Source organism: Nostoc sp. ChiSLP03a, from assembly GCF_034531215.2.
Taxonomy (GTDB): domain Bacteria; phylum Cyanobacteriota; class Cyanobacteriia; order Cyanobacteriales; family Nostocaceae; genus Nostoc.
Genome location: NZ_JAVRBQ020000024.1, coordinates 1 through 24,744 on the forward strand (window position 1 = coordinate 1; position 24,744 = coordinate 24,744).

Annotated in this window: 23 protein-coding genes; 12 read left to right on the top strand and 11 right to left on the bottom strand. The window is 42.4% G+C overall.

Annotated features, from left to right (window positions below):
* Positions 1–186 precede the first annotated feature (186 nt).
* The 4 genes from RMY32_RS02875 (at position 187) to RMY32_RS02890 (ending at position 2,036) form a co-directional block, all read left to right on the top strand.
* Positions 187–402 (top strand): type II toxin-antitoxin system HicB family antitoxin, encoded by a 216-nt coding sequence (locus RMY32_RS02875; RefSeq protein WP_322713855.1) that lies wholly within the window; start codon positions 187–189, stop codon positions 400–402.
* A complete protein-coding gene (locus RMY32_RS02880) occupies positions 395–622 on the top strand; it encodes a type II toxin-antitoxin system HicA family toxin (protein ID WP_322713856.1) in 228 nt (75 codons plus the stop codon). The genes RMY32_RS02875 and RMY32_RS02880 overlap by 8 nt, the downstream gene beginning before the upstream one ends.
* A gap of 113 nt (positions 623–735) precedes the next feature.
* The gene (locus tag RMY32_RS02885; protein ID WP_322713857.1) at positions 736–969 is read left to right on the top strand and encodes a hypothetical protein; all 234 of its coding nucleotides are present in this window, start codon (positions 736–738) and stop codon (positions 967–969) included.
* Positions 970–1,070: 101 nt separating this feature from the next.
* Complete coding sequence (locus RMY32_RS02890) at positions 1,071–2,036, top strand: aldo/keto reductase (protein ID WP_322713858.1); 966 nt, start codon at positions 1,071–1,073, stop codon at positions 2,034–2,036.
* 31 nt (positions 2,037–2,067) lie between these two features.
* Here RMY32_RS02890 and RMY32_RS02895 read toward each other — a convergent pair whose 3' ends face one another.
* The 7 genes from RMY32_RS02895 to purC form a co-directional block, all read right to left on the bottom strand.
* On the bottom strand, positions 2,068–3,336 hold the full coding sequence (locus tag RMY32_RS02895; protein WP_322713859.1) for a DNA cytosine methyltransferase: 1,269 nt from the start codon (positions 3,334–3,336) through the stop codon (positions 2,068–2,070).
* Between the two features lie 206 nt (positions 3,337–3,542).
* On the bottom strand, positions 3,543–4,697 hold the full coding sequence (gene lpxB, locus RMY32_RS02900; protein WP_322713860.1) for a lipid-A-disaccharide synthase: 1,155 nt from the start codon (positions 4,695–4,697) through the stop codon (positions 3,543–3,545).
* A 153-nt stretch (positions 4,698–4,850) separates the two neighbouring features.
* On the bottom strand, positions 4,851–5,669 hold the full coding sequence (gene lpxA / locus RMY32_RS02905) for an acyl-ACP--UDP-N-acetylglucosamine O-acyltransferase (protein ID WP_322713861.1): 819 nt from the start codon (positions 5,667–5,669) through the stop codon (positions 4,851–4,853).
* A gap of 311 nt (positions 5,670–5,980) precedes the next feature.
* Entirely contained in the window at positions 5,981–6,511 is a 531-nt protein-coding gene (fabZ, locus tag RMY32_RS02910; RefSeq protein ID WP_322671485.1) for a 3-hydroxyacyl-ACP dehydratase FabZ, read from the bottom strand.
* A 98-nt stretch (positions 6,512–6,609) separates the two neighbouring features.
* A complete protein-coding gene (gene lpxC / locus RMY32_RS02915) occupies positions 6,610–7,458 on the bottom strand; it encodes a UDP-3-O-acyl-N-acetylglucosamine deacetylase (protein WP_322713862.1) in 849 nt (282 codons plus the stop codon).
* 225 nt (positions 7,459–7,683) lie between these two features.
* On the bottom strand, positions 7,684–10,299 hold the full coding sequence (locus tag RMY32_RS02920; RefSeq protein ID WP_322713863.1) for a BamA/TamA family outer membrane protein: 2,616 nt from the start codon (positions 10,297–10,299) through the stop codon (positions 7,684–7,686).
* Positions 10,300–10,475: 176 nt separating this feature from the next.
* Positions 10,476–11,213, bottom strand: coding sequence for a phosphoribosylaminoimidazolesuccinocarboxamide synthase (gene purC / locus RMY32_RS02925; protein WP_322713864.1), 738 nt, complete (start codon positions 11,211–11,213; stop codon positions 10,476–10,478).
* A gap of 638 nt (positions 11,214–11,851) precedes the next feature.
* Between purC and RMY32_RS02930 the strand changes: the two genes are divergently transcribed.
* Complete coding sequence (locus tag RMY32_RS02930; protein ID WP_322713865.1) at positions 11,852–12,127, top strand: hypothetical protein; 276 nt, start codon at positions 11,852–11,854, stop codon at positions 12,125–12,127.
* Positions 12,128–12,196: 69 nt separating this feature from the next.
* On the opposite strand, the gene RMY32_RS02935 is transcribed toward RMY32_RS02930, so the two are convergent.
* From RMY32_RS02935 to RMY32_RS02950, 4 genes are all read right to left on the bottom strand, one after another.
* The gene (locus RMY32_RS02935; RefSeq protein ID WP_322713866.1) at positions 12,197–14,794 is read right to left on the bottom strand and encodes a GAF domain-containing protein; all 2,598 of its coding nucleotides are present in this window, start codon (positions 14,792–14,794) and stop codon (positions 12,197–12,199) included.
* Positions 14,795–14,970: 176 nt separating this feature from the next.
* Positions 14,971–16,101, bottom strand: a complete 1,131-nt coding sequence (locus RMY32_RS02940) for a glycosyltransferase family 1 protein (protein WP_322713867.1) — start codon at positions 16,099–16,101, stop codon at positions 14,971–14,973.
* A gap of 233 nt (positions 16,102–16,334) precedes the next feature.
* Positions 16,335–17,489: an NAD-dependent epimerase/dehydratase family protein gene (locus tag RMY32_RS02945; protein ID WP_322682062.1), complete on the bottom strand. Its 1,155-nt coding sequence runs from the start codon at positions 17,487–17,489 to the stop codon at positions 16,335–16,337.
* A gap of 260 nt (positions 17,490–17,749) precedes the next feature.
* Positions 17,750–18,280 carry a hypothetical protein gene (locus tag RMY32_RS02950; protein ID WP_322713868.1) on the bottom strand — a complete coding sequence of 177 codons (531 nt, stop codon included), beginning with the start codon at positions 18,278–18,280 and terminating at the stop codon, positions 17,750–17,752.
* Positions 18,281–18,703: 423 nt separating this feature from the next.
* Here RMY32_RS02950 and RMY32_RS02955 point away from each other — a divergent pair, with 423 nt between their 5' ends.
* From RMY32_RS02955 to RMY32_RS02985, 7 genes are all read left to right on the top strand, one after another.
* A complete protein-coding gene (locus RMY32_RS02955) occupies positions 18,704–19,057 on the top strand; it encodes a hypothetical protein (RefSeq protein ID WP_322713869.1) in 354 nt (117 codons plus the stop codon).
* Between the two features lie 87 nt (positions 19,058–19,144).
* Positions 19,145–20,656, top strand: a complete 1,512-nt coding sequence (locus RMY32_RS02960; RefSeq protein ID WP_322713870.1) for an AAA family ATPase — start codon at positions 19,145–19,147, stop codon at positions 20,654–20,656.
* A gap of 141 nt (positions 20,657–20,797) precedes the next feature.
* On the top strand, positions 20,798–21,148 hold the full coding sequence (locus tag RMY32_RS02965; RefSeq protein WP_094350625.1) for a DUF1257 domain-containing protein: 351 nt from the start codon (positions 20,798–20,800) through the stop codon (positions 21,146–21,148).
* A 211-nt stretch (positions 21,149–21,359) separates the two neighbouring features.
* Positions 21,360–22,079 (top strand): DUF488 domain-containing protein, encoded by a 720-nt coding sequence (locus tag RMY32_RS02970; RefSeq protein ID WP_322713871.1) that lies wholly within the window; start codon positions 21,360–21,362, stop codon positions 22,077–22,079.
* Entirely contained in the window at positions 22,063–22,512 is a 450-nt protein-coding gene (locus RMY32_RS02975; RefSeq protein WP_322713872.1) for a DUF488 domain-containing protein, read from the top strand. The genes RMY32_RS02970 and RMY32_RS02975 overlap by 17 nt, the downstream gene beginning before the upstream one ends.
* Positions 22,513–22,549: 37 nt before the next feature.
* A complete protein-coding gene (locus RMY32_RS02980) occupies positions 22,550–23,302 on the top strand; it encodes a dual OB domain-containing protein (RefSeq protein WP_322713873.1) in 753 nt (250 codons plus the stop codon).
* A 92-nt stretch (positions 23,303–23,394) separates the two neighbouring features.
* Positions 23,395–24,579, top strand: a complete 1,185-nt coding sequence (locus RMY32_RS02985) for an AbrB family transcriptional regulator (RefSeq protein WP_322713874.1) — start codon at positions 23,395–23,397, stop codon at positions 24,577–24,579.
* Positions 24,580–24,744 lie beyond the last annotated feature (165 nt).

Consider the following 24,744-nt stretch of genomic DNA (forward strand, 5'->3'; position numbering starts at 1 on the left):
TTCTCTTCTTTACAAGCTTTACGCGAGCGCATCCAAGAAATCTTCGACCAACTCACATTTGAGCAGGTAATTTCTGTCTCTTCTTATAACTTTATCTTGGAAGCTCTATTCTATGCAGCTTCATATTAATTTGGTATAAGATACCAAAGTGTGAACGCTCGACTATCTTTATCAAAAGAAAATCCTATGAAGACTAAAACATTAACTGCTATTCTTCACAAAGAAGAAGATATGTATGTTGCTGAATGTCCTGAAGTTGGAACAGTTGACCAAGGTGAAACAATTGAAGAAGCTCTTGCTAATCTTAAAGAAGCTACAAGGCTATATTTAGAAGAATGTCCTTTGCTCGACACTGATACTAGTCCGAGGTTTGTAACCAGTATAGAGGTCGGCTATGCCTAGATTGCCAAGGATATCAGGCAATGAAGCAATTCGTGTATTAGAGCGTTTAGGATTTATTCAAACTAGACAAACTGGTAGTCATGTTGTGCTTAAAAAACCAACTCTTGAAGGAGAAATTGTTTGTGTTGTACCACTCCATCGTGAGTTAAAAGTTGGCACACTCAGTGGTGTTCTTAAGCAAGCAAAGGTTACACCAGAAGAGTTTATAGAAAATTTGTAAGTACGTAGGTGTAGCCGGCCGTTCGCGGAGCGTCTCATAGAGAAGGAATCGCACCTCAAAGCTAAACTAGAAAAAGGAGTGCGATATTCTGACACTAATGAGGATAAATTATCATGCTTAATGGACTCAGGCAACAGGCGATCGTCAAAACTGGTGGGGTAGTAGAAATATCTTCTCCAGAACTTCCAGCAGGTGCAACTGTCGAAGTGATTGTACTTCTGGAGTCACCTGCAAAGCATTCTGAAAAGCCTTTAAGTAGCTTTATCGGATCTGTTAGAGGCAGTTTTGCTACACCAGAAGAAGTGGATCGGTTTATTCGCCAAGAACGAGATGCATGGGAATTCTAGATGCTATTCAAGGGACAAAGGTATACCTCGATACGAATATTGAGATTAATCCCCCCTAGCTAGAATTTATAATAAAAGTAATTTTGCCCCCGAACCCAATCATGACAGAAGGAAAAACGCGGCGTAATTTCCTAATAACCAGCATTGCTGTAACTGGAGGTATTGTGGTAACTAATGCTTTTGAGCAAAATACTACTAACACCGCAACACCGCCAGTAACTATGCCAGAACGGGTACTGGGACGCACAGAAGTAAAACTCCCAATCTTCGGGTTAGGAGGAGCAGGACAAACGCCGCTATCCTGGGAAGGAAAAGAGGGTGATGCTACAGCAATTATTCAAAAAGCGCTGGAACTTGGTATCCGCTACTTTGATACAGCAGCTAGTTATGGGCCGAGTGAAGATTATTTAGGGAAAGTGCTACCACCCCATCGCTCAAAGGTGTTTCTCACAAGCAAGACGGATCGAAGAGATCGGGATGGTGCATGGCGAGAATTGGAGCGATCGCTGAAACGTCTCAATACAGATTATCTCGATTTGTGGCAGTTGCATCACGTCTCTTTTTCTGAAGAACTCGACACCATCTTTAGTCCATCTGGTGCAATTAAAGCTTTAGAAGAAGCCATAGAACAAAAATTAGTGCGTTTTGCTGGGATCACCGGACATCACGACCCTCAAGTAATTGCTGAAGGGTTACGTCGCTATCCTTTCCATACTACACTGATTCCTGTAAATGCTGCCGACAAACACCACCCACGTCCATTTATTCCAGTAGTTTTACCAGCTGCTCAAGAAAAAAATGTCGGTGTGATTGCGATGAAAGTCCCGGCTTATGGTCAGCTGTTTAAATCAGGTGGGTTGACAGGTATGGAGCAAGCTTTAGGTTACACAATGTCTCAGCCTGGAGTTCATTGTTGTGTAATTGCAGCAGAGAATGTTTCACAATTAGAAAATAATGTCAAGATAGCACAAGCTTTTGTGCCTCTTAAAAAAGAAGAATTGACTGCGATCGCTCAACAGGCTGCTAATATCTGGGAAGATAGTACATTCTTCCGTGCTTGGACTTAGCCTAACCTTGCACATATTACAAAGTGTATTCTTACCAGTCCCGCTGATAATATTGTGCTGCTTGCGACATATTAAATTGTAATAGCTTCTCCTCTGGCAACTTGTATCCCAAACTCGGCTTAACAGGCGAAATATTCAAACTGCGAATAATTTCTGACGCCACAGCCTTTGCTAGTAATGGTGGTACAGAGTTACCAACTTGTCGAAATCCGTGCCATTTGGTTACATGAAATCTAAACCAATCGGGGTAAGAATGCAATCTTGCCGCTTCCCTGACGGTGATACAGCGCGGTGTAGACGGATGAATCGGTCTCGGAGATGTGAAAGAACCTCTATACTTATCTGTTCCCGCTCTTAAAGTATTACAGACACCATCACGATGTAGCTTATGAAAACGACTAATTTTTTCTCTTTCGCCTTGTTGAGTCTCTTGAAAACGTTTAACAGTTTCCGCAGAATGTTTGGTTCTTAAACTTGAAGAAAGTATTCGCAAATCATATTCTCGTTTGTAAGAATAATCATCATCTAGGCATTTGATCCCGCGAAGTACAAGACCATAATTACTAGGCTTTTCATAGTCTGCAACAACCCAATCTCTTGTTAGTAACTCTGGATATTTTTCTATTTCAGGTAAATCTCCAATTGCATCCCATACTGTAGGACTCGATGGAATATCAGATATTTTTTGAGAATTTAAATTATTTAGTAAAGCTTGTTTAGTAATCGGCTGAGGATATTTCGGTAACTCTATATCCTCCCTTGCACCTATAAGAAATAATCTCTCACGGGACTGTGGTACTCCGTAATTTGCGGCGTTAATAACTTTATAATTTTCTTCTACTTTATAACCGTGAATTCTAAAATCGCTAATTAATGTTTGGAGGATTTGTTTATGTTCGCCAACTGTAATTCCCCGAACATTTTCCATCACAAAAAATTTCGGTTTTAGTTCAATAACCAGTCGATGAAAGTGAAATACCAAAGAGTTTCGAGGATCGTCAACAGCCCGTTTACCAATTAGGGAAAATCCTTGACATGGTGAGCCACAAATAACCACATCAATTTCGCGATCGCCAATCTTAGACCAATTCCTAATTTCTTCCCCAGTTGTATCCACAACACTTTTACATAACACTCTCGCATAAGGGAAGTTAAACTCATGTGTTGCACAGTGGATCGGGTCGATTTCTACAGACGCTAGCACATCAAAACCAGCTTGCTCAAAGCCAAGAGTCATACCGCCTGCGCCAGCGAATAAGTCAACTGCGATCGCTCGTTGTTTTTTCATCTCATAAGCCATGACACCTCTAAAGGGATTAGGGACTGGGGATTGGGTATTAGGTATTAGAGATTGGGAATTGGGTATTAACTATAGAGTATTAAATATACAAAATTTTCCCAGTCCCCAGTCCCCAGTCCCTAGTCCCTAGTCCCCAGTCCCCAGTCCCCATTACCCCTTATCCCCAGAGGGGGCCCCACCATCCCCAGTCCCCAGTCCCCAGTCCCTCATAGCATTTGCAAAATTTCTTGAGCAGCGCGATCGCAAACCCCAACTTCTCCCAAACTTTGACGCATTTCTTCATAATCTAGCAAAGTTTGCTCTCTGCGACTGGGATTGAGTAGCAGTTCCATTGCTGCTTGGGTAATATTTTCTGCTGTGGCTTGCTCTTGTAAAAATTCTGGCACAATCGGCTTCATCACTACTAAATTAGGTGGCGATGCGAAGGTTATAGAACCTTTGAGAATTTTCCGAGCGATCCACGCAGTCAGACGACTGAGGCGATAAACTACAACCTGTGGCACATTTAACAGAGCGAGTTCTAGATTGACAGTACCAGATTTGCTAATGGCTAAATCAGCAGCGGCAAAAACTTCCATTTGTTGACTTGATAGAACTGCCGCCCGTAAACCGTAACGCTTAATAGCCTCTTCGATTGGCTGTCTATAGACTTCTAGCGATAGGGGAATCCAGAAACGAACTTCAGGTAATTTAGCTTGAATAGTTTGGGCAGCTTGAAAAATAATTGGTAAAAGATATTTTAGTTCTTGACGGCGAGAGGCGGGGAGGAGTGCGATCGCAATTTCTTCTGGTGTAATCCCCAATGTTGCACGAGCTGCTTTTCTACTAGGGGCATCTTGCATTCGGTCAACCAAAGGATGTCCCACCCAACTAACTTTTGCGCCTTTCTCGCGAAAGTAACGGGCTTCTTGTGGGAAGATTGCCAACAGCTTATCTGTAAAACCAATAATTCGGTTAGTTCTTCGCAAACTTATTGACCAAGCCCACTCTTGGGGAGCAATATAATACACCACAGGTATATCTGGCAAATGCTGTTTCATATAAGTCCCAATTTCCAGATTGGGAGTCATATAATCGATCAGCACTACCAAGTCAGGTGGATTTTGCTTTAAGGAAGCGATCGCCTGACGTTGCACCTGAAGAGTCGGTAAAACATAAGGTAGCCCTTCTAGAATACCCATTGAGCCAATACTACTGGTATTTCCCAGCAAAATTGCCCCAGCCTCTACCATTTTTTCGCCACCCAGCGCCACAATCTCTAATTCCAACCCAATCGCCGCAGCTTGACGCTTCAGCGCTGAAATTAGTAGCGATCCTTGTAAATCGCCAGATACTTCGCCAGTGCTGATAAATATCCGCATTTGATAATTAAAGTTAGGAGTTAGCTGTTAGAGACGCGATTAACCCAAGTCTTTCCAGGAGTTAGCAGTTAGGAGTTAGGAATGAGGAGTGAAGAGTTAAAAAAATTAATTTATCAACTCATAACTCATAACTCCTAATTCCTAACTTTTAATTCACGATTCATCACTTGCGCCTTTTTTCCCTTTACTGGGAATCAAGCCACGTCTTCCAGGCATCTGAGAAAGTAGAAGGAAACGTCGCAGATGCTGCAATTCTTCGCTATCCCCTAACAATTCCAACTGTTCCAAAGCATCCTTAAAAGACAAATCAGAACGGTAGAGAATGCGGAAGGCTTTTTTCAGCAAAAGCAAATCTGCTGAGTCCATACCAGACCGTTTGAGTCCGACAAGATTGAGGGTTCGCACCCGCGCTGGATTTCCCTCTACTAGCATATATGGGGCCACATCTCGGTCAATACGTGCCATACCTCCCACCATTGCTTGTCTACCAATATGCACAAATTGGTGGACACCTAAAACCCCACTTAGCCTAGCGCGTGATTCTATATGAACATGACCAGCTAAAGCCACAGAGTTAGCAATCACTACTTGGTCTTCAATGACGCAGTTATGAGCAACATGGACATAAGCCATCAAAAGATTACCATCGCCAATTACCGTCGCCTCACCAGCACCGGTAGCGCGGTTAATGGTAACGTACTCACGAATCAAGTTGTTATCACCAATTTTCACCCAGGTTGGTTCTCCTACAAACTTCAAATCCTGGGGTTCCATACCGATGGCTGCACCTGTAAAAATCTGATTTTGCGCCCCAATTTCACAAGGTCCCTCTAGCACTGCATGAGCGCCGATTATTGTTTCAGGGCCCACTTTGACATGCTCTCCAATCACAGCATAGGCACCGACTTGCACTGTATGGTGGAGTTCCGATTTCGGATGAATTACAGCAGTTGGATGAATTAGCGTTTTCAAGGGTGAATCTCCAGAACTGTCTTAATAATCCAGCGCCAGGCGGGGTTTCTGAGGCAGCGCGTTACTCTGCTTAAAAGAGTTGTACAGACTACCGCCCCATTGAGGCGACTGGCGTTGTTGAGTGTGAAATATTTCAGTGAACGAAAGTGTCGGGCAAAGCAAGTTAAATGTGTTTGTGAGTGCGTCTCGTAGAGAGGGCGGCGAAAATCAAGAAATTATTCAGATGCTATTGTGGATTTTTTAACTGTTATCCTGTTTTAGGATTCAGCAAGGGCATTTCACGGCTATACCCATACCACGAAAGCAAACTTTTAGCTAACTAAAGAAAACATTAATTCTCCTTCACAAGCAAGTTGACCATCAACTTCGGCACGACCTTGCATCTTACCGAAACGACGTTGTTTTACCCATAACAGTTCCACCGTCATTAGTAGTTGATCCCCCGGCACGACCTGGCGACGAAAGCGAACTTTATCGATACCAGCGAAGACGAACAACCCGCCTTCTACCGAAGACATTTGAGTTAGGACAATGCCTCCAACTTGTGCCATTGCTTCAACAATTAGCACCCCTGGCATCAGTGGACGTTCAGGGAAATGTCCTTGAAAATGGGGTTCGTTGATAGTAACATTTTTAACTCCAACAGCTTTTTTACCTGGCACGTAGTCAATGATTTTGTCTACAAGTAAAAATGGGTAGCGATGGGGTAGCAATTTCTGAATTTCTTCAGATGTGAAAGTTGTTTTAATCTCAGAACTGATTGTAATCTCATTTATACCCTGTGGTTCGGTAGATGTAGGTGTAGTCGTATCGATGGTATTCACTTCAGTGAGGATTGACATTGGCCGTGTAGTTGATTTTTTATTTAAAAGTTGAGTAGGCAAGCGTATATCCAAAGCCTTAATAATCCTGGATGCAAACTTTAGATCGAATCTAAAATCTAAAATCCAAAATCTAAAATTTTCTGAGCCAGTTGAATGTGTAAATTATGACTAGCTTTATACGCTAAAAAATGAGCACGAGGAAAAGTTCCTAGTAAACTCAAATCTCCTACTAAATCCAAGATTTTATGACGGACTGGCTCATTTGCAAATCTCAACGGTGGATTTAGCCAGCCTTCTGGGCCACAAACGAGTGCATTATCCAAACTGCCACCTTTAATTAACCCTGTTTTTTGTAAGTGTTCAATTTGATGTAGTAACCCAAAAGTACGAGCAGGAGCAATTTCCGCAGCAAAGCGAGCAGAAGTTTTTTCTAGTTCAGCGGTTAGCGACCAACTATGCCATTGATTACCAATAGCGGGCAGGTCAAAATCAATACCGTAACTAAAGCGGGTTTCTGCTGCTGGAAGGGCAGATACAAAGGCATCCCCTTGATAGACCCATATTGGTTCTGTAATAGCCAAGGGAACTTGGTTGTTAACGAGTTGTGAGACTAAGCCAACTTGGGCAATATTAGCCGTCCACACATTTGCTGAACCATCTAAAAGTGGGACTTCTGGACCATCAATTTCAATTCGAGCATTATCCACACCCATACTCGAAAGTGCTGCCAACAAATGCTCTACCGTGCGAACATATACCTCACCTTTACCCAACTGAGTTGAAAGAACAGTGTGACTAACTGCTGCAACTTGGGCTGGAATTATTGGCAAATCCGGTAAATCCACCCGCACAAAGTAGCGTCCACTTCCCGCCTCGGCTGGTAATATCCGCACCTGGGTATTCACACCGCTATGCAGTCCCACCCCTGTTTGGGTGATTTGGGCTGCTAGAGTGTGCTGTCGCATAGCCGAAAAGTCAATATATTTCCTTTAGTATTGTTCATCGTCTGTTTTGGTAAAATCCCTGATATTCCCTGAAAAATGTCATTAATCCCTTTATCGGAACAGTATTGAGGTAAATGTAACAATTAGCAAGCTAATCCAGAAAAGTTAATTGTCATTTGTCCTTTGTCCTTTGTCTTTTGTCCTTCGTGATTCACTAATGACCAATGACTAATGACAAATGACAAATTAAAATCTTTCGCCAATACCGAAATTAATCCGACTGTCACCATCATCGTTGATACCGTAATCAATCCGAATCGGCCCCAGTGGAGATTGGACGCGAACGCCAAGGCCATAACCATAGCCACTGCCATTTTTGTTCAACACTTCAGCAGCCCTAGTACTAGTTCCCAGGTCACTACCGAGATCAAAAAATAGTGCGCCACTAACTACTGAAAAAACTGGAAACCGATACTCAACTGATGCTTGCACATAAGAGCGTCCACTACCTAATGCTCCTTCTTCATAACCCCGGACGGAGTTACTACCCCCAAGGGTAAAAGCTTCGTAGGGAGGCAAGTCACCGACAATGGTTCCTGCTTGCAGGTTAAATGCTAAGGTTTGTGCCCCTTTGCTAAGGCTAATCAGCTTAATGGGTAAATATTGGCTGTAGCTACCCCGGAATCTGGTCAGGAAGATGTTGCCTAGTCCCACAGGGACTGACTGATCGACTCCAAAGCGCAGATAAGAACCACTAGTGGGTTGCAGCGGATTATTACGGAGATCGCGCTGTACCCCTACTTGAAACAGTAGTAAATCGTCTTGACCGCCGCTAGAGAGAGTCAATGGAATTTCATCACTGAGGCGGTTTCCAGTATCATCATCAAATACCGCTCCTGTTTTTCTCAGATTACCATCAGCATCACGGGCGGAAACTCGTTGATACTGTAAACCCGCTGAGGCAGTCCAGACAGAAGTTTTATAAGGGTTGGCAGACAAGGGACGAGTAAAGGTGACACCACCACCTAGACGGAGAATCCGGGGGCGATCCTGAGAATCTACATCAGTGGGATTACCCGGATCAAACGTCCTAATATCTTCATCTTTACCATCGAAAATCAACGAAATAGAACTGCGACGGAAAATATTGGTTGTGTAGGAAGTCCGGTAAGGATCTCCTGCGATCCAGGGGTCGGTAAACCGCACGTCAAACAGCAGTTCCCGTTCTCCCACCTGTATTTCTGTCCCCAGTTTTTGGTTCCTACCGTTCAGGTTTTGCTGTTGATAGCTAACTGTTCCAAAAAGTCCGCTAGCAGAACTAATCCCTGCCCCAGCCGCAATAGAGCCGCTGCTGCGTTCAGCTACATTCACTACTACATCCACCTTGCTGGGGTTGGTACCAGGGTCAAGGGACACATTCACATCTTCAAACAGTCCCAGTCCATACACGCGCTGTAGGTCTTTTTGTACTGTGTTGCGATTGAATACTTGTCCTGGCTTTAACTCCACTTCTCGGGTAATGATGTAATCCTGTGTCCGTCCGCGAATTGGTTGTCCTTTTTCGTCTGTCTCCTGTCCATCTTTGTTGCGGAACCGGACTCTAATATTTTCTACTACCCCTTCTGCTACTTGTAAGGTAACAACTCCGCTTTCAGAGACTTGTGGCGCTCCAATCACGTTAGCTAGGACGTAACCTTGGTCTTGATACCGCTTGTTTAACTGCTTGATGCCTTCTTGTAAGTCACGCAAATTGAGGATTTTGCCATACTGTTCTTTAAATACCTCATCTACAGTGTTAGCTGGTAGTACAGAAGGGACACCAGTACCAGGATTGGCTTGCACTTCTACTTTACTGAGGACGGGGTTAGGTTGGACAACAAAGCTTACCCGCACTCCCAAGGGGGTATCTTCTGGCGCTGCTTGGACGTTGGAGAAGAAGCCAGTACCAAAGATAGCGTTAATATCTTCTTGCAGTTGGCTGCGGGTAGTTGTTTGTCCTGGTTGGGTACGAATTACTCTGTAAACTTGGCTTTCCAGTTCTGGTGATAGTTGCCCGGCTTGGGATCTAACTACTACTTCCGATACCAGTACGCGGGGGTCATTGGCTTCTGGGGCTGTGTTGGGTTGAGTATTGTCCGGAGTTGTCGGTGGATTAACATTCTGGGGACTGGGAGTAGCACCTGGGACTGGAGTATTTGGAGTATTGCCCGGAGTTGTCGGTGGATTTATATTCTGGGGACTGGGAGTAGCACCTGGGAATGGAGTATTGCCCGGAGTTGTTGGTGGATTAACATTCTGGGGACTGGGAGTAGCACCTGGGAATAACGTAGGTGTTCTTTGTTGGCTAGCTGGGGGGGGAATATCTGGAGTAGCTGATGGTTCTGGAGTTGTGGGTAATAAAGGTTCTGTTGTCGGTGGATTTACATTTTCTGGGACTGGAGTGGTCTCAGGAGTTGGGGAAGGCGTTGGTTGTTGAATTTCTGGCGGTGGAATGTCTGGAGCCGGAGACGGCTGTTGAGTAGGACTGGAATTAATTTCAGGGGTTTGTGCAGTTCTTGGCGTTGTGGAGGTTGGCACAATTACCTTTGGGGTCGCGCTTGCTGCTGGGTTGGCAGGGTAAATTGCGACGACGCGGGATTGGGGACGCTCTGCCTCTATAGTTGCTGTAGATTTAGGTTGAGATTCTAGACTTTTACTAGAGTTAACCTGACCAGTGTCCTTTTCTGGGTGTTGATTTTTTTCTAGTGTCAAAACTTCTGTTGTCTGTTTGGAATTGTTGGCGGTTTCTGCATTCGCACTCAATGAGCCACCCAAAGGGGCTGCAATTGCTACTGCTGCCAGCAATACGGGAGATAAACGCATTTTACTTATATTCCTCTTCACGACCACACACACACCATCACAAGGCAATAATGCCCTTATGCCAAAGGTAAAATTTCAAAACATAATTTTTTTCTTTTGCTTTTTTACTTTACAAGGCAAAAGGCAAAAGGCAAAAGTTAAATATAATTCCTTCTCACCTTTTGGTTTTTACTTGGTTAACTTATAGTTTCTACTGCTTTTAGCACTCTTTGTAAGACCTCCTGATAGGCATCCTCTACATTTCCTAAGTCTCGGCGAAAGCGATCTTTGTCCATTACCCGGCGGTTTGAGTCCTTTTCTGCGGTATCCCATAAACGACAGGTGTCGGGGCTAATTTCATCTGCCAAGAGTAACTGCTGTTGTGAGTCCAAACCAAACTCTAGTTTGAAGTCTACTAGGGTAATGCCACACCGTTGCCAAAAGTTATTGAGAAATTCATTGATTTGCAATGCAAGATGTGTAATTGTCTCTACTTGTTCCGCAGTCGCCAGTTCTAGCAGGTACAGGCGATCGCGTGTCAACAAAGGATCTCCTAATGAATCGTTTTTATAATAGAACTCAACCAAAGGCTGTTTCAGAATTGTACCCACTGGTAAACCAGTTTGCTGACACAAACTGCCAGCAGCAATATTTCTGATCACCACTTCTAAGGGTAAAATCTTTACTGCTCTCACCCGCATTTGATTCGGGGCAGGACTATCGATAAAGTGAGTCTTTATACCATAAGCCTCCAACTGTTTAAAAAGCTGGCTAGAAATGCTACAATTAATTTTTCCTTTTCCTTCGATGTTGCCACGCTTTTGGGCGTTAAACGCTGTGGCATCATCTTTAAAATCAGCCAACAAGACTTCTGGATCGTCCGTTGTATAAAGAATTTTTGCTTTGCCTTCGTATAACTTGGAATTAACAGACATGGTGGCAGGTAGTGTTTTAGGCGATGGACAAAAATTGTCCTTTGAGGCTTCACCATTTTATCTTTAGTTATTAACTATTAACCATTGGTGATTATTTAAGAGGAAGCAGAAGCAGGTTAAAATAAGTAATAACTAATACCCAGACCAATTTTCTCTTCTAGGTCGCTGCTTAATAGCCAGTTGCCAAATATTTATAACTAAATCTCTAACTTTTAACAGAGGACAATTTGCTTTCGGATATAGTATTTTCACCTAAGTAGTTTTACCTCGGAAATTTCATGAGTTGTGATAAAATAAGTTACTTAGGCATACTAGTATGTCATAATAATTTGTACCTAAAGATTTCGACTGAAGCTAATTACAATTTCAACTTCATAAATGAAGATGAGTTAAATTGAGAACCAGGAGGAAAATCAAATATTCTCTCTAGTTACTTTGGCGTCAACTTTTTTTGTAATATTTACAACACAAAGTATTTTAAGCTTTATCCTCTAGTATCAAAATCTGAATTAACCAATTGCCGAGCGACAATTGGAAAAGGAGTCGGACGATTTGATTTACCCCAATCTGACAAAAGTTAAGATTAGGTTAGCCAGTAATTCAGCTTCAGAAACCCCAACATAAGGTGAATTGAATAAATGGAGAATAAAAATGTGAACAAGGATGATTTTCTCTTCCCTCGCGGTCGCTACTACGGTCAGGTGAAGCCAGAAAACTTGGTTTTTAATGCAAATCTCCAGGAATTTGCTCAACGCGTAAGTTACATTTGCAACTTAGAAACAGGCGGAAAAGTGCCTCCAGGTGTAGCTTACGAACAAATAAGGGATCTGTGGAAACAGTTGAAACGCTCAAAAAAAGAGCTAGGAATTGGCGAAGATCCCTTTCAAGATGACCAGGGAGAGACTAAAGATTGAATGGGGCATGGGGCATGGGGCATGGGGCATGGGGCATAGGGAGAATAACAAATGACAAATGACAAATGACTACTTAGTAAATATTGTCCAGACACCATCCCAGGACTCTGGAGGCGGAGTTTGTTGATAATTGCGCGCCCGTTCTAGGTGGATATCAACAGCTTGGTCTTGGGGTTGGATGGATTTGGCGGCTTCAAAACAGGCGATCGCTTGTGAGAAGTTGCGCGATAAATAGGCATCGCGTCCAGTATGATAATGAAACAAAAACTCTTGAGTATTGGCATCTAAGGGAGTAGTGCGATCGCCAATTAACTCGTAGATATTCACGGCCTGGTGTTTCCCTTTGACGCGGATTTTATCTAACTGGCGCACCCAAATGCGATCACTGCACAATTGGTAAGTAAATTCGCTTAAAAGAATATCACAACCGTAATCCTTAGTTACCGCTTCCAAACGCGAACTTAAATTTACACCATCTCCAATGACGGTGTAATCCATTCGTTTGCGGGAACCAATATTACCCGAAACCACATCCCCAGAACTAATCCCGATGCCAATACGAATTCGCGGCTGCGCCTGGATAATTCGCCGTTGGTTAAATTCTTCTAAGCGGCGTCTCATATCTAACGCTGACTGCACAGCCCTCCAAGCATGATTTTCTGTCAATGGTAGCGGCGCACCAAATACCGCCATTAAGGCATCACCAATAAATTTATCGAGAGTGCCTTCGTGGTTAAAAACCGCCTCTACCATCGTTTCAAAATACTGATTGAGCAGCAATACCACCTCAGCTGCACCGAGATTTTCCGTAAGTGTTGTGTAGCCACGGATATCAGAAAACAAGATAGTTACTTCCTTGCGTTCGCCTACCATTAAAGCATCTTCCCCTAGAGCCATAACTTGTTCAGCGACATGGGGCGTCAGGTAGCGGGACATGGTAGTTTTCATCCGTTTCTCCTGAGTAATGTCTTCTAAGACCACCAAACCACCGCGTACACCGCCTTCTGGGTTAGTCAGGGGATTAACAGTAAGATTGATATTGCGCTCTAATGTTTGTACTCGATCAGAAGTGAGAAACTCAGATTGGGCAGTCAGAGGTTGATTCCAAGGAATAAAAATATCGGGGTTGGTGCGATCGCGCACTGCTAAAATTGAGTGCTGAGTACTGAATGCTAAGTATTGAGTTTCACTTTTAACTCCTAACTCCTCACTCATAACTTGATGCACTCCCAGCATCAAACTTTGCTCTGGCACATAATGTTTAGCTCCAGTTTTTAGACTATCTTCTAGTCGCATTTGGAGATTTTCAATTGGGACAACTTCCCACACTAGGCGACCAATCAAATTTTGTTCCCACAAAAGCTTGTTGTTTTTACTATTAGCGTCTCCTATCGGACAACCCAGCAACTCTAGGGCTGCATCATTAATCGTGACAATCTGTCCTGCCATATCTGTAGAAATCACGGCATCTGACAGACTTTGTAAAATATCTTTTTGATACTGTTTTTCTAACAGCACATTTTCAAACAGCCGAGCATTTTCTAAGGCAATTCCTGCCTGATTATTAAAAGCCCGCATAAACTCTTCATCAGAAGCAGTAAAACTGCTTTGTTGCTTATTAATTAATTGTGTAACGCCAATCAATTCATTTGCAGAATTAAACACTGGCAAACATAGGATATTGCGAGTTATATAACCAGTTTTTTTATCTGTAGTCGGGTCAAAACGGGGGTCTTTATAAGCATCGGAAATATTTAAGGCTTCACCAGTGGAAGCTACATATCCCGCAATGCCACGGTTAGCAGGAATGCGAATTTCTATCAAGTTTGTACCATCTGCTGCTGCTGCAACTTTCGTCCAGAGTTCGTTTAGCTCTTTACGATATAAAAACAGTGTGCTGCGGTCTGCTTGCATTAAAATTCGAGCTTGTTCCATGACTATCTGCAAAGTCGCTTCTAAATCTAAACTTTGCCCCAGTGTCTGAGTTGCCCGCAACAAAGCCGCTGCGCCTCTTTGATTACGAGCCGCTACATAAAAAGATTGGCAGCTTTCCAGGATAATACCAATCGAAGCGGCAAAGTCTCGAAAACGTTCTTCATCATCATGATTAAACGGAACATTCCCGGTTTTATTAGCTAGTTGCACTACCGCTACAGTCTGGTTTTTGCTACTGATAACGGGCATACATAAAATATTACGGATTTTGTAGCCCATTTGTTTTTCAAGTTCTGGGCTAAACAGGGGATGAGTATAAGTTTCAGATATATTTAGATATTGACCTGTACTAGCAACATGACCGGGGATACCGACTGTAATGGGAGTGCGAATTTCTAAGAATTTTTGAGTATTATCTTGAGGAACTTTTGACCACAGTTGACCTTTGTCATAATCAACTAAAAAAATGGCTGTATGTTCTGCTTGGAGAATTTGACCAATTTTGAGTGTGATAGCTTCTAATACTTTCTCCAACATAGTTTCTAGAGCTTCATTATTGATTAGTTCAATAGCTCTCAGAAATTGCTGGAACTCAGCAGTTATAAAGTCGAGTAAGCAAACAAATTCATTAACAGATAAATCTTTGACGCGACGCAGTAGGGCATGAGCACGATTAACTTGAGTCAGTTCAGTTAATGTAGCCAAGACGCTGCCAGAGTTGGGGAGTGTCACGTTGCTTCGCTCCGAATTAAAAATTCACGCATTCAAAATTAATAATCCCCATAAATAAATAGGCTTGTATCATGAGTCTGTTTTGGTTATAGGAATTTTTGATTTTGGGCATGGGGCATGGGGCATAGGGTATGGTTATTCTCCTTGTCCCCTGCTCCCCCTGCTTCCCCTGCCTCCTATTTTGCCAACTCTTCAGAAAATATCACCTTTTGATAGTAATCTTGTAGCTGCCTGGTAGCAGCTGTCCAACCCCAATTTTCTGCTTCCTGACGAGCATTTTTACGGATGATATCTCGTTGTTGTTTTTGTTCTAAGAGGCGAACAGTAGCAGCTAATGCTCCTTGAATATCTGCTGTTGGCTCAAAAAGATATCCATTTACCCCATCTGTCACAATATCAGGAATTCCCCCGGAACGGGCTGCTACCACGGGACAGCCAGCAGCCATCGCTTCTAGTAGTACTAAACCTAGTGTTTCTGTACGAGAAGGAAAGATGAAAGCATCAGCACTCGCAAAGGCAGAACCTAACTCTTGTCCCATGAGATAGCCAACAAAATAAGTGTTTGTGCCAGCAAAGTGTTTTTGCAATGCTTGACGGTGCGGCCCATCTCCAACCAATGCTAACCGCGCTTCGGGAATTGCTTCTAAAATTGGTTTGATGCGCTCAATTTCTTTTTCAGCCGAAAGTCGCCCAACGTAAAGTAATAATGGACTTTCTGGATGATTTTGTGATAGACGCGATCGCATCTCTACACTAGCTAAATCGGGATGAAATAATTCCGTATCTACCCCGCGCTGCCATAAATCTACACGTTCAATACCATGTGCTGTCAATTCCTCAATCATTGCTGTGGAGGTACACAGATTCAAAGCAGCTTGATTATGAGCGCCTTTGAGCAGTTCCCACAGAAAACCTTCCAGCATCCCCAAGCCGTAATGCTGGAGATATTGGGGTAAATGCGTATGGTAAGACGCTACTAAGGGTATTTTGAGGATTTTGCTATAAAATATGCCAGACAAACCTAAAACTGCTGGATTCACGACATGAATAATATCTGGCTTAAACTTTTCTAAAGCGTACCCAATGGCTGGGCGGGGAAGTGCCATTTTTAGTTCTGGATACAATGGCAGAGGAAAGCCAGTAACGCCGTAAACTTTAGCGCCTTTGTGTTCTGTAATGCCTCCATCAGGGGCAATCACCAATACTTGATTACCACTGCGCTGGAGATGATCGACAGTATGGCGCAGGCGCGTTACAATTCCGTCAACCTTGGGTAAAAAGGTTTCGGTAAATAGGGCAATTCTCATAAAAAACTATTCAGTCCAGGCAGATAATCTCAGCTTTGCTTGCGTTTCGGTATCAAACACAGAATAGACTCTCTCGCGTGGTGTAATCAACTCTGCACAGTCAAAATAACTGTAGTCAACGGCAAATTTAGTAGTAGCTGGATGATACGCCTGATAAATAATAACTGGTTAGTCGTCATATTGTGCTAAAATATGACGACTAATTTTAGACCCACGATTTACTGGGGTTTACCTTAATTTCTGTGCCAAGAGACTTTAGGCAAAATTTGTTTGCCATCGACTCGCGTCTGATACTTGATAGCAAAGTTTAACAGAGAATCGAGTAAAGAATCAGAGAGCAAGTGAGGCTGTAAACCTAAATCGAGCAATTTAGTGTTTTTAGCATTGAAATAATGTTCTTCTTTTTCAACTCTGGGATTATCTAAATGATTGATTTCTACCTTCAATCCCATAGCGTTACCAGCTTTTTTCACCATCAATGCCAAGTCGCCGACGCTGAATTGTTCGGTAAATTGGTTAAATACGCGGAATTCTCCAGCTTCGGCAGGGTTAGCGATCGCTAATTCTACACATCTAACTGTATCCCGAATATCCAAAAATCCGCGAGTTTGTCCACCTTTACCGTAGACAGTTAACGGATGTCCAATAGCTGCTTGAATACAAAAGCGGTTTAGTGCAGTACCAAACACACCATCGTAATCCAGCCGATTAATCAATAGTTCGTCCATCCCCGTTTCTTCGGTTAAGACGCCATAAACTACACCCTGATTTAAATCAGTTGCCCGCAATCCCCAAATCCGGCAAGCAAAGTGGATGTTATGACTATCATGAACTTTGCTTAAATGGTACATCGAACCGGGTTGCTTGGGATAAGGTAGGGTATCCTTGCGTCCATTGTGTTCAATGGTGATATACCCTTCTTCGATATCAATATTGGGTGTACCATATTCGCCCATCGTCCCCAGCTTCACCAAATGACAGTCGGGGAAATCTTCCCGCATAGCGTACAGCAAGTTCAACGTCCCAACTACATTATTGACCTGGGTAACAACTGCATGTTCTCGGTCAATCATGGAAAATGGGGCCGAACGCTGTTCGCCAAAATGCACCAAAGCATTCGGCTGAAATTGCTGTAATGTTTTATGGAGAAACTCGTAATTCGTAATATCGCCGATGAACAAGTCAATCGATTTACCCGTCAAATCTTGCCAGCGCTGGAGACGTTGTTGAATTAGTGCGATCGGAGTGAGAGTTTCGACACCAAGTTCATTATCCCAGTGCCGCCGCACCAAACTATCTAAAATTCCAACTTCATAACCTCGATTGGAAAGGTAAAGAGCAGTTGCCCAACCGCAATATCCATCACCACCAATAACCAGGACTTTCATCTTCACCAGTTTTTACTCGCTGATAGCTAAATCTATCAGGTTTCTGTACCCTCTCAATCATCATTCTGAAAGAGATGTGGATTTTGGGGATTGGGGATTGGGGATTGGGAGTGAGGAGTTAATAGTTCTTATTCTTCCTCTGCCGATTTCAAGACTCCTACTAGAGCAGATCAATCTATTCGGAGTGAGGAGTTAATAGTTCTTATTCTTCCTCTGCCCCATGCCCCATGCCCCATGCCCCATGCCCCATGCCCCATAACTCAAGATTTCGGAATGCGATACTGCTGGGCAATGTAATAAAAGAAACGATAGTAATTTTGAAATTCTTGGCTCTTGCTTCGTCCCTGCCAGTAGTATTTCACTTGACTCTGAGTTAGTGTTAGTGTCATTGAACCTACTTGTCGATCGACTTCTATAACCAGCACCCCAGACACTCCTTGAGCAGTTTGAAAGTTGGGTTTTATCTTTTTCACAGATTCTTGCTCTGTAACAATAGAATTTGGTAACTGGTGACTTGCCCACCCTCGAATTTCTACTGAGTTATCCTGTGGTGAAAAAAACGCAATTCCATCATCATTAGCTGGTGTTGCTAAAGAAGTCCAATTACTCGGATATGGAAATTCAAAGCCATAACGGGAGTTGCTATAAGTTTTCCATGCGATCGCTCCAGCGTTAAAATCATTTGCAGTACAACCCCACAGCATGATTAACAGGGCAATGACTCCGCTAACGCTGGCGGCAAACCGATAAATTCTTCGCCCCAAACTAGAGATTTGATTAGCAGTAGCCATTTACATCACACATTTTGCCAAAGTCACTGATTTCATAGAAATACCAGAAACTCTGATATTGCACTATTCTCAATCAGCTAACTAATAATCTGCCACATCAATTTTAAGAGATTCGTAGTGAGCGATAAATCGCTCAATTTCAAGGGCTAGAGCCACTAGTTGGTTCGCCAAGGAAATTTGGCTCTTTTAAGGGCAAGGGGGAAAGGGACTCATATGTTTACTCCTTTAACCTTTAACATGAACTTTTTTTCCCAGCCCTCACAAGCGCAATTTTGGGTTGGCAGACTACTAGTAATGATGCCAACAAACCCAAATGTAAATAAAAGTAACGAAATAGACGTTAAAACGTTTTACTGTCTTGACAACCAATAAAAGAACCGATAACTTGATATACATACCCGGGTAAGACCGTTAAAGAGTTATATGCAAACGCAAACTAAGCAAAAGGTCACTTTGTATTTATCGCCAGAGTTGCACAGAAAACTGAAGATTCGTTCAGCAGTTGATTCCGAGCCAATGTCAGAACTTGCCGAACGTGCCCTTGGTTTTTACCTATCCAATCAAGAATTGGTTGATGAGTTAGAAGATTCTTCTTATGGGCGGACTCATAGAGTTTATTCATGTCCAACTTGTGATAGCTCACTAGTCTTACGTGATGGGGAACTGGTTACTTTAGGCAATCAACCAGGAGTAGTTGGTCAAGAGCATCTTTCTCTTAACGAGATGGATGAAGATCAAACCAATCCCAAGAGTGAGGAAGAGTTAGTTCCTTGCTAAATTGCTAAATAGATATTCACAGATCCGGTTGTCTTTACCAGAAGCAATGTCTCTACTGTCTCTATAAGGTCTCAAGTAGGTCGAAGTATGAACGAAGAGCTCAAGATCCTAATTCAAGCTCAATACCCTTTAATCTACCTTGTTACCTCCGAGGAAGAGCGGGCCGAGCAAGCAATTTCCACTATCGCCCAGTCATTAAAGCCCCAGCGTCGGGTATTTGTTTGGACAGTAACACACGGGATTGTTGAGTACGGTCAACCCCGGAATGTTACCCAACATAATACCGTGTCTCCAGAGGCGGCGATTGAGTGGATTATCCGACAGAAAGAACCAAGTATATTTATTCTTAAAGATTTACATCCCTTTATAGATGCGCCTGCAACTAACCGATCGCTACGTGATGCGATCGCTAGTTTCAAAGGTATGCAAAAGAACATCATTTTGATGTCTCCAATGCAGCAAGTACCTATAGAACTGGAAAAAGAAGTTGTTGTTCTCGACTTTACATTGCCAGATATGGCTGAGTTGAATAAAGTCTTAACTCACCACATAGAGCAAAATCGTGGTCGGCGATTGACAACAGAAGCCAGAGAAAAACTTCTCAGAGCTGCTTTGGGTCTAACTAAAGATGAAGCGGAGAAAGTCTACCGTAAGGCACAGGTAACTAAAGAGCGTTTAACGGAAGATGAAGTAGACATAGTTTTATCTGAGAAAAAGCAACTAATTCGGCGCAATGGCATCTTAGAATATATTGAAGAAGATGAAACTATTGATGCTGTAGGTGGCTTAGAAGAGTTAAAAAGATGGCTCAAGCAACGCTCTAACGCTTTCACAGAAAGAGCGAGAGAGTACGGTTTGCCTCAACCAAAGGGAATGTTAATTTTAGGAGTTCCCGGTTGCGGTAAGTCATTGATTGCTAAAACTACTTCCCGGCTGTGGGGTTTACCACTGTTGCGGTTAGATATGGGGCGAGTCTACGACGGCTCAATGGTGGGACGAAGCGAGGCAAATCTGCGAAACGCCCTGAAAACAGCAGAATCTATTTCCCCCGCGATTTTGTTTATCGATGAATTAGATAAATCCTTTGCTGGTAGTGGAGGTTCATCTGATTCTGATGGAGGGACTTCAAGTAGAATCTTCGGCTCTTTCCTCACCTGGATGCAAGATAAGAAATCACCAGTGTTTGTGATGGCAACAGCCAATAGAGTAGAACGCTTACCTGGTGAGTTCTTGAGGAAAGGACGCTTTGATGAAATTTTCTTTGTCGATCTGCCAACACCGGAAGAACGGCAAGATATTTTCAATATTCATCTGACCAAGCGCCGTGAAGACATCTCTCGATTTGATCTTGAGCAATTAGCCAAGATGTCTGATGGCTTTTCTGGGGCAGAAGTTGAGCAAGCGATCGTTGCGGCAATGTATGAAGCTTTTGCCCAAGATCGGGAGTTCACCCAACTAGATATTATTGCTGCACTGAAGGCAACATTGCCGCTGTCTCGAACGATGCAAGAACAAGTAACGGCTCTGAGAGATTGGGCCAGACAGCGTGCGCGCCCCGCAGCATCCTCCGTAGCTGAATATCAGCGAATGGAGTTTTAAAAGCTTTCCTCTGCCATCCCAGGGGGAAAGGCTAGCAGAAAATGCTAGCAGTTATAAGAAAAGCCGCATCCTGTTAAGCGCGGCTTCGCCCAAAACAAACCGTTGTCGTTTTTCTCAATCTTCTCATTGGAGGAAACCCAAATGTCTCACTTTAGCACCCTGCGTACCAAAATCACCGATGCCGAAATCCTCAAGGCTTCCTTGCGCGACCTCGGTATCAGCGTAAAGACTGAAGCTGATGTCCGTGGTTATAACGGTCAGCGTGTCCGTTCTGACATCGTTGCTGTGTTGGAAGGCGAATATGACCTCGGCTGGTCTCGCAATGGCGATGGTTCTTTTGACCTAATCGCTGACCTGTGGGGCGTTGCTAAGAAGCACAACCAAACCGAGTTGATCAACTCAATCAACCAAAAGTATGCCGTTAACAAAACTTTGGCTGAAGTGAAACAACGCGGTCTGCAAAACGCCAATGTGAAGTTGGTATTGCAATAACAATTTCTCTGCGCGTTCCCAAAGCTGCACGGGTTAACCATATAAATAGCGGTTAACCCGCTTTTTTATCGGGACTGAGATGTATTTCTCAGTCCCGATTTTTGGTTAATACTCTTAATTTGACTATTCTTTATTGGACTATTCTTTTTGGTTATTATTACAGTAGCAGCGCCTTGAGTACTCTAAAAAATATGACAGTAGATGATAAATTATGAAAACATTCACTATTGGGCACTCAAATAATTCAATAGAAACTTTTATCAGACTTTTGATGCAACATGGAGTTACTGCTGTAGCAGATGTTCGTTCTAGTCCTTATAGCCGTAGATTTCCGCAATTCAACCAAGCTTCTTTAAAGGCAGCACTGAAAACTACAAATATTGCTTATGTCCCTCTTTGTAATCACCTTGGTGCCCGTCCCAATGATAGAAGTTGTTACGTAGAAGGTATGGCTCGCTACGATTTGATTGCTGCAACAGAAGCCTTTACCATAGGATTAAATCGTCTTATCAAGGGTGCTAAACAACACCAAATTACTTTGATGTGTGCTGAACAAGATCCTATCGTCTGTCATAGAGCTATCTTGGTATGTCCACATTTGAAGAAGGCTGGATTAGAAATTCAGCATATTCATAAGAATAGTGAACTAGAGTCACATGAATACTTAGAAGCAAGATTACTAAAGATACATAACTTAGATAAATTATTGCATCTATCTAAAGATTTTGATGATGTAAATCAATCTGGAAAACAGCTTTCTCTTTTTGATATCAATCCTTACGATATTAATCCTAGACACACAGATACTATAGCTAAACCTGTTGTGCGTGAAGAGTTAATTCAAAAAGCATATCAGCTTCAAGCTGAGAAAATAGCTTATGTAGAAGAAACAAATAGAGAACAATATCAATCTCATGAGCAAGCTAGTTAACTTATTTACTATCGGCTTCACCCAAAAGAAAGCTGAACAATTTTTTGAAATACTTCTAAAAGCTGGCGTTAAGCGAGTCATTGATACGCGACTTAACAACGTCTCACAGCTTGCTGGTTTTACAAAAAAAAATGATTTAGAGTATCTTCTCCATAAAATTGGGGGAATTGAATACATTCACATTCTTGAGTTGGCTCCAACCAAAGATATTCTTGACGAATATAAAAAGAAGCAAATAAATTGGGCAATATATGAAGAGAGGTTCAATCAACTCATCACAGAGAGACAGATTGAGAAGAAGGTTTCTTCAGACCTTCTGGATGAAGGTTGCTTGCTGTGTAGTGAGGCCAAGCCTCATAATTGCCATCGCCGATTAGTTGCTGAGTATTTGCAAGGTAAGCTAGACACAGCTATCAAAATTCATCACCTCTAAACATTATATTGACCAGGGTGTGAAGAAGAGGTTAAAAATGCCTACTTTTGAAATTATTTGCCTTGCAAAATCGATTAAATATGATGGAACTTGTATTGCTGGAATGAAAACAGATGGTTCAGGGTGGCTTCGTCCAGTTTCTAATCAAAAAAATGGCACTCTACATCCAGAACATTACACTTTAGACAATGGCAGTGAACCTAAAATATTTGACATTATAAGAATTCCATGTGTCAAACCTGAGCCAAAATGCCACCAACCTGAAAATTGGCTCATCAAGCATAATCAATTACGGGAAAACTTAGGAAATCCTACCTTGAATCAAGCTAGACAGCTACTCAATCCAGAAATTAAAAAGCAATTTTTATCTGCCGAACTATTAGGTAATTTAGATAAAGAAATAAGTTATGAAGAACTGAATAAATCAGCGGCTCAGTCATCATTAGCACTAGTAAAGCCAAATCAAATAAAATGGCAAATTACGAGAAATAATTATCAAAATGAGAAAAAATTCCGAACTCTTTTCTTATTAGGTAAAAATTTATATAATTTACCAATTACAGACCCTATTTGGATAGATAAACTTAAGTATTTGGAAGAAGGAATATATTCATGCGAAGAAGTTATACAAGAACTAGAATTAAAGGATTTTGAACCTGATAAATTTAGACTAACTATTAGTTTAGGTGAACCTTTTCAACCTTTAGGACAAGAAAAAAAATTTTGCTACAAGTTAGTTGCAGCAGTAATAAACGTTGCAGATGTTAAGAAACGTTTTGGATGGAGCTAACCTTAAATTTTGTCTTTTTACTGAAGGCGATCGCATCGCTGGAGATCCACTTTTGCACCTATAGCTTAGACTTAAATAAAAGCTTAGTATCGATGAATCAAAGTGTAAGTGGTACTCCCAGTCTGGAAAAACACACTCATCAAAATCTTGTTGTTAGCAAACAACAGCTATTTAGCAAGCAACTAATTGTCCTTGCGTTGGAAATGCTTCTGGCATTACCTCTGGGTTTACTCCTCGCAAAGTTCCAAATTGGCAGGATTGCCTGGATATTTGGCGGAATCGCGGCTGGTACAGTGGTTCTTCAAGGGTGTCGAATTTTTTATCAATATTCCCCCCAACCTAACCGCACTGCTAGAAAAGTGGGAATGGCACTTGTAGGCTTAACTGTCGGTGCTTCCAATGCTCACGCTAATCTAGCTAGTATTGCTTCTTGTATTCCCATATTTATTTTTCTTACCTTGTTTCTGCTGATGAGTGGCAGCTGTATTGGTTACATTTACTCCCGCGTCAGCAAAACTAACCTGTTGACAGCAATGTTGGCTACAGTTCCTGGCGGTGTCGGAATTATGGCAGCGATCGCTGCCGATTACAATAAAAATGTTACCTTAGTTGCCCTAGTTCAGGCGATTCGCGTCACCTCTGTAGTTATTCTAATTCCCTTCATCGCTAGAACATCAACTGGTAATTACTATCCGCAAACACTTCCAATCAACGGTGCTTGGCTCAATTTCGATCTATCTCAACTAGAATTACTCTTGTTAGTACTTTTGATCACTGGATTAGTAGTTTATCCAGCTATATTATTTAAAATTCCCGCTGGCGATTTCTTTGGTGCATTGTTGATTGGTATCGGGTTTAATCCTTTGCTACATTGGCTGCCTTTTGTAGGTGATATTAGCTTCAGTCCGCCGCCTTTAATTAACTTATTGGGTCAAATGCTCCTGGGAATTACTATTGGTGAATATTGGGGAGATAAACCCAATTTTAAAAAACGGACTGTCGCCTATGCCTTGATGTCTGTAGGGATGACTCTCGTAGCTGGAGCGATCGCTGCTATACTTGCGATGCAATTAACCTCTTGGGACTGGTTAACGTGTCTGTTAGTCACAGCACCAGGAGGATCGGCAGAGATGATCCTGGTTTCCCTGGCATTGAATCATAACGTTGAAATTGTCACAACTGGTCATTTAGTACGACTAATTGCGATTAATAGTTCTCTACCGCTTTGGCTATTTTTGTTTCGCCGTCTGGATAAGCAACTTTCTGAACCAGTTTAATTTTATTAAAAATAAAGGTCATAATAAGTAGGTAGGTGGAATTAATTATAAGATAGAAAAACTGCTAAATTAGCTTGTTATGCCTGCCCCATTACGCATCATTCTGACCCCAGAGGAAGACAGAACCTTAACGGAACTGCGACTTGCTCAGTGGCTTCCTCAAAG

What these genes read in the sequence shown, in the direction of transcription:
- RMY32_RS02875 (WP_322713855.1), top strand. Translation starts at nt 187, where the DNA reads ATGAAGACTAAAACATTAACTGCTATTCTTCACAAAGAAGAAGATATG.
- RMY32_RS02880 (WP_322713856.1), top strand. Translation starts at nt 395, where the DNA reads ATGCCTAGATTGCCAAGGATATCAGGCAATGAAGCAATTCGTGTATTA.
- RMY32_RS02885 (WP_322713857.1), top strand. Translation starts at nt 736, where the DNA reads ATGCTTAATGGACTCAGGCAACAGGCGATCGTCAAAACTGGTGGGGTA.
- RMY32_RS02890 (WP_322713858.1), top strand. Translation starts at nt 1,071, where the DNA reads ATGACAGAAGGAAAAACGCGGCGTAATTTCCTAATAACCAGCATTGCT.
- RMY32_RS02895 (WP_322713859.1), bottom strand. Translation starts at nt 3,336, where the DNA reads ATGGCTTATGAGATGAAAAAACAACGAGCGATCGCAGTTGACTTATTC.
- lpxB (WP_322713860.1), bottom strand. Translation starts at nt 4,697, where the DNA reads ATGCGGATATTTATCAGCACTGGCGAAGTATCTGGCGATTTACAAGGA.
- fabZ (WP_322671485.1), bottom strand. Translation starts at nt 6,511, where the DNA reads ATGTCAATCCTCACTGAAGTGAATACCATCGATACGACTACACCTACA.
- lpxC (WP_322713862.1), bottom strand. Translation starts at nt 7,458, where the DNA reads ATGCGACAGCACACTCTAGCAGCCCAAATCACCCAAACAGGGGTGGGA.
- RMY32_RS02920 (WP_322713863.1), bottom strand. Translation starts at nt 10,299, where the DNA reads ATGCGTTTATCTCCCGTATTGCTGGCAGCAGTAGCAATTGCAGCCCCT.
- purC (WP_322713864.1), bottom strand. Translation starts at nt 11,213, where the DNA reads ATGTCTGTTAATTCCAAGTTATACGAAGGCAAAGCAAAAATTCTTTAT.
- RMY32_RS02930 (WP_322713865.1), top strand. Translation starts at nt 11,852, where the DNA reads ATGGAGAATAAAAATGTGAACAAGGATGATTTTCTCTTCCCTCGCGGT.
- RMY32_RS02940 (WP_322713867.1), bottom strand. Translation starts at nt 16,101, where the DNA reads ATGAGAATTGCCCTATTTACCGAAACCTTTTTACCCAAGGTTGACGGA.
- RMY32_RS02945 (WP_322682062.1), bottom strand. Translation starts at nt 17,489, where the DNA reads ATGAAAGTCCTGGTTATTGGTGGTGATGGATATTGCGGTTGGGCAACT.
- RMY32_RS02950 (WP_322713868.1), bottom strand. Translation starts at nt 18,280, where the DNA reads ATGGCTACTGCTAATCAAATCTCTAGTTTGGGGCGAAGAATTTATCGG.
- RMY32_RS02955 (WP_322713869.1), top strand. Translation starts at nt 18,704, where the DNA reads ATGCAAACGCAAACTAAGCAAAAGGTCACTTTGTATTTATCGCCAGAG.
- RMY32_RS02960 (WP_322713870.1), top strand. Translation starts at nt 19,145, where the DNA reads ATGAACGAAGAGCTCAAGATCCTAATTCAAGCTCAATACCCTTTAATC.
- RMY32_RS02965 (WP_094350625.1), top strand. Translation starts at nt 20,798, where the DNA reads ATGTCTCACTTTAGCACCCTGCGTACCAAAATCACCGATGCCGAAATC.
- RMY32_RS02970 (WP_322713871.1), top strand. Translation starts at nt 21,360, where the DNA reads ATGAAAACATTCACTATTGGGCACTCAAATAATTCAATAGAAACTTTT.
- RMY32_RS02975 (WP_322713872.1), top strand. Translation starts at nt 22,063, where the DNA reads ATGAGCAAGCTAGTTAACTTATTTACTATCGGCTTCACCCAAAAGAAA.
- RMY32_RS02980 (WP_322713873.1), top strand. Translation starts at nt 22,550, where the DNA reads ATGCCTACTTTTGAAATTATTTGCCTTGCAAAATCGATTAAATATGAT.
- RMY32_RS02985 (WP_322713874.1), top strand. Translation starts at nt 23,395, where the DNA reads ATGAATCAAAGTGTAAGTGGTACTCCCAGTCTGGAAAAACACACTCAT.